Origin of the sequence: Endozoicomonas sp. ONNA1 (assembly GCF_024606325.1) — a bacterium.
Lineage (GTDB): Bacteria > Pseudomonadota > Gammaproteobacteria > Pseudomonadales > Endozoicomonadaceae > Endozoicomonas_A.
Map to the genome: position 1 here is coordinate 1 of NZ_JAHHPN010000018.1, position 3876 is coordinate 3876.

Here is a 3876-nt window from a genome sequence, read left to right on the forward strand (position 1 = left end):
CGGTTGGTCAGGTCCAGAAGATAGAGGAACGCCATGTTTGAGAGAGACAGCCTGACAGCTTCCGGGGCGGTCCGGGTTACCAGTAGAGGCTTGTAGCTGGAGAGGTACCAGGTGACTGCCTGTAGCAGGAAGGCGGAAGGTTTGATCCAGTAATCATTGAGCTCTAGCTCAACCGCTGTGGCATGAGCCTGCATCAATGTGTCATGGATAGCCTTGATCAGCCCAGATTCAGACACGCCAACGGCATTGGCGTAAGGCGCCAGGGTATCCTGAATATTGGTAAGAAATGCTGCAGTCTTGCGGCCGTTTTCAAAGGCAATGTCGTCAAGAACGTAGTTGGCGATGACAGCAGCTACATATTCTTTCATGCCGGCAACAGACTCCTTCATACCTGCCGGTTCAGTGGCGGTCACGATCACAGGAGAAAAAGCGCTCTGTACGAACTCGTCAACACCCTCGTCGGACAGCATCCGGACAACGGCTTTGAACCGGGGCACCTTGACGCCATGTCCGTAGTCAAGAAAATGTTCAAATTCATCCACTGTCTGGTAACCATCAACACCTCTGACGGCCTTTAGATATTGATCAAGTTCAACCTGGCTGATCAGACCTTCACGCAATAGAGAGATGATCTTGTTACCACTGACAGAACGGACAGCGAAGTATTCCGAGAAGTCTTTCAGATTCCCTTGCTCATGCTGAACGAAGTAAGTGGCTGCTTCGCCCATGCCGTATATTTCATCGTCGTATTCTTGTGGCCCGGTTTTAATGTAAGCCCTCGCATGGCTCGCCAGATTCTGGACCTCATCCAGAATCTTCAGAGACTGATCTTCCGGAGACTCGAGGGCGAATGTCGTCTTCAGATCTTTGAAGACTTTCACAATCCGGGTGGCCTGATTAAATGTCAGATCAGGGACCTTTGCCTGCAGGCGAATGGGTGCAAATTCATCGTCAAAGTCGAAAGTCTGGAAATTGGGTACCGGTTTACCGCACAGTTTTGCTGATTCTGCCAGACCCAGTGCGGCTTCCAGAGCCTGTTTCCTGAGAGGATGTGCCTGAGTGAAGGTGTGTAAATGGGCCAGTATGTTTGCCTGTTTCGGCGTATATTGGAAGGGTCCGCCCTCATTTTCCATGGCTTGTTCTGCAGCTGCCAGTGCTTGCTTCATGTTCTTTATATTCGCTTCCCTGACTTCTACTTCTCTTTCCAGACATTCGTGCTGCCGGGTCAGTTGCAGGATCCTGTCGGCAGTATCATCATCCCCGAACAGCTCCAGCTGCTTGTTTCTTAAGGCAACAATCCGGGCGTCATCTGATACGAGTGTTTCTTTCTGTTCCGGTACTGAATTCGGCACTGCTTTACTATGAACCGCATCCAGTTTGCGACGAAATTCCTCCAGCTCACTTTCAGTTTTTTCTATGTCTCTTCTGGCTCTGGCCACATCACGTTCAAGAACGTATCGGGGTTTAGGTCCCAGGCGGGCCATTTGCCTGTCAAGCTCATTTTCAATGGCTGCAATACGGTCATTAACGTCAGGCCGACCGGCATTGAGAACTTTGTCATCCAACTGTTGGAGTTTTGCTTCAATCAGACTTTGGTCGAAAGGGGCATTATCTTTAAAGCCCTTAATGCCGAGTTGGCAAGCTATTTCATAGTTTCTGATTCTTTTGATACTTTCATCGTCATAGATTTCGTTTACTTCTCTCATTAATGCCAGAATTTTGCCTCTCAGAGCATGCTTCCGGTCAGACAGGTTCTCATTCTTTGTAAATTTTAACCCCAGATCACTGGCCAGTTTAGTAGTGAAAGCCTCACCTCTTGTTTTAGCTGGGACGTTTTCATGAGGGTAGATGTTTAGCCTGTCCTCTAAAGCCAGAATATAATCTGCCTGTCGTTCTCTTGCTCGCTGATCCGAATTTTCGATTTTAAAAGTAAGACGCTTACGAATCCTGTCAGGTCTGATATCTCTCTCCTCCAGAGCTGTGCTGTCATCTTCCCAGAGGGCTTTGGCCATCTCATTCAGTATGTATTTCGGAAGATTATCGTCATTAAGTCTTGTACGAATCCTGTCAACTCTTGTTGTTTTGTCATCATTTTCATTGGTTTTTATGTTGAATAGTGCTTCTATGGCTTCCAGTATTTTCAGGGCCTTTTCCTCTGACCGTTGTCCGGCTTCCCGGATGTATGCCTGTATGTCATCAGAAATGGCCTGACGACGGAGATACACATCGTCCTTTTCAGAGGAGCGATCCGGACTCAGGATTTCTTCCACGACACTGAGTTTCTTAAGTACTTCAGGCATGGCACTGGGGTGGCCGGGTGTCCTGATGTCTTGCAGTTCCTGTTTCAGCTTTGCAAACTCGAAGAGTTTCATACGCACTGTTGATTCCAGAGTTTCGCGGTCTTCTGGTGTGTTATCTTCGCTCTGTATACCAAGAATCGCCGCTATAGCATATTTTCTTTCCTCAGTGTAAGAATTCTCAATAGCCTGTTGCTTACTCAGTGTCTTGATTCTCTTAATCAGGATGTCCTGTTGAAGATCCATTGTCTTAAGTTTTTGAGACAGGAGCTGTTCCTGAGAATTTATGGCCTTGATTTTTTGAATCAGACATTTTTTCTGAACGTCAATACTTGTATTGTCATCAAAATTCTGAATGTTTAAATACACGGCAAAAGATGTATAAATGGCTTTGATTGCAGCTTCTTTTGCAGCCTCATCATCAAACTGCCCTGCGGCAGCAATCGCCTGTTTGATTTCATGAATTTTTATGCGGATGAGTTCGGCTTGCTGTTCTGGTGGCAGAGTATCATCCCAGTCATCCATACCAAGCTGAATGGCAAGTTCAAGGTTGCGAATCTTTCTGGCTTTCGCTCTGGCATCAAGGACTTTGCGTTCCAGCTGTGGGTTTGTTCGATCGATTTCTTTCTGAAGTCTATGTATCAGGTTTGTCTTTTGTTCCAGGTCTTGACGAAGCTGCATAATCTCATCGTCAACTTCCGGCCTGAGTTGTGGGGTTCTCAGTTTTTCTTCATCACTACCAATGGCTATTTGTGCTCTGCGCTGTAACCGTTTGCTTAGCTCGTAAAGCTCGTTTTCCATCTCAAGCAGCTGACCGGCAAAGTTGTCATTGACCCTGGAAGCAAAGCTGCCGTCTTCGTCAAAAAGATCGTCAAAAGGATCGCCAGACATTTTGGTGATAATGGGAATACGTTCGTGAATATCATGAACAAAATCCCGGTTAGTCAGAAAATTTCTAAGTACAGGTTTGAAGCCGAAGTGTTTTACCAGTTGCATATGCACCCAGGTAGGAGTGATAAACGACGAAACGAATGTGATGTGTGGTATTGTGAATTCAAATTCATCTGCTCCATCTGAAGTAGCAGTGGTCAATGCCTGCTGAAGATGTTCATAGTATGCAAGCGACTCCAGTTTTTGATCGTACTGTCTACCTTTGTTAAGTCCGGCATTGTGCTGTAAGGCTAACTCCTCCAGCAGTGCCATCTGTCTGCTTCTGATGATGTACTGGTAGCTTCTGACATTGTCTTTTTTAACTTGTAAAATCGGCTCATCATCACAATCGGAAAGTCCTGCCCAGATGTCATGGAGACCTTCCACAAAAGCTATATCGGTTGGATTCTGTTTCTGACCACGGAAAACAATAATCTTCCCCTGAGCTTCAGTCACTTCCAGTTTTGGATAATCAGCAGGAACAGGATAAATCTGTGTCTCATCCTCGACGTGTATAACATAGCCGACGGGTTGATCGTATGACAAAAAATCTTCCAGAGCGCACAGTTGTAATTCTTTTCCCAGAACATGAACCTGGGTATAGGCAGAGGTGGCTGCTGCTAAAAGAGCTTCATCATTAACAAAGATC

1 protein-coding gene is annotated in these 3876 nt (G+C 46.2%); it reads right to left on the reverse strand.

The window, feature by feature from the left end; genetic code table 11:
* Positions 1-3876 (reverse strand): hypothetical protein (locus KDK19_RS00345; protein WP_257291098.1); only part of this gene is annotated, 3876 nt, incomplete at both ends.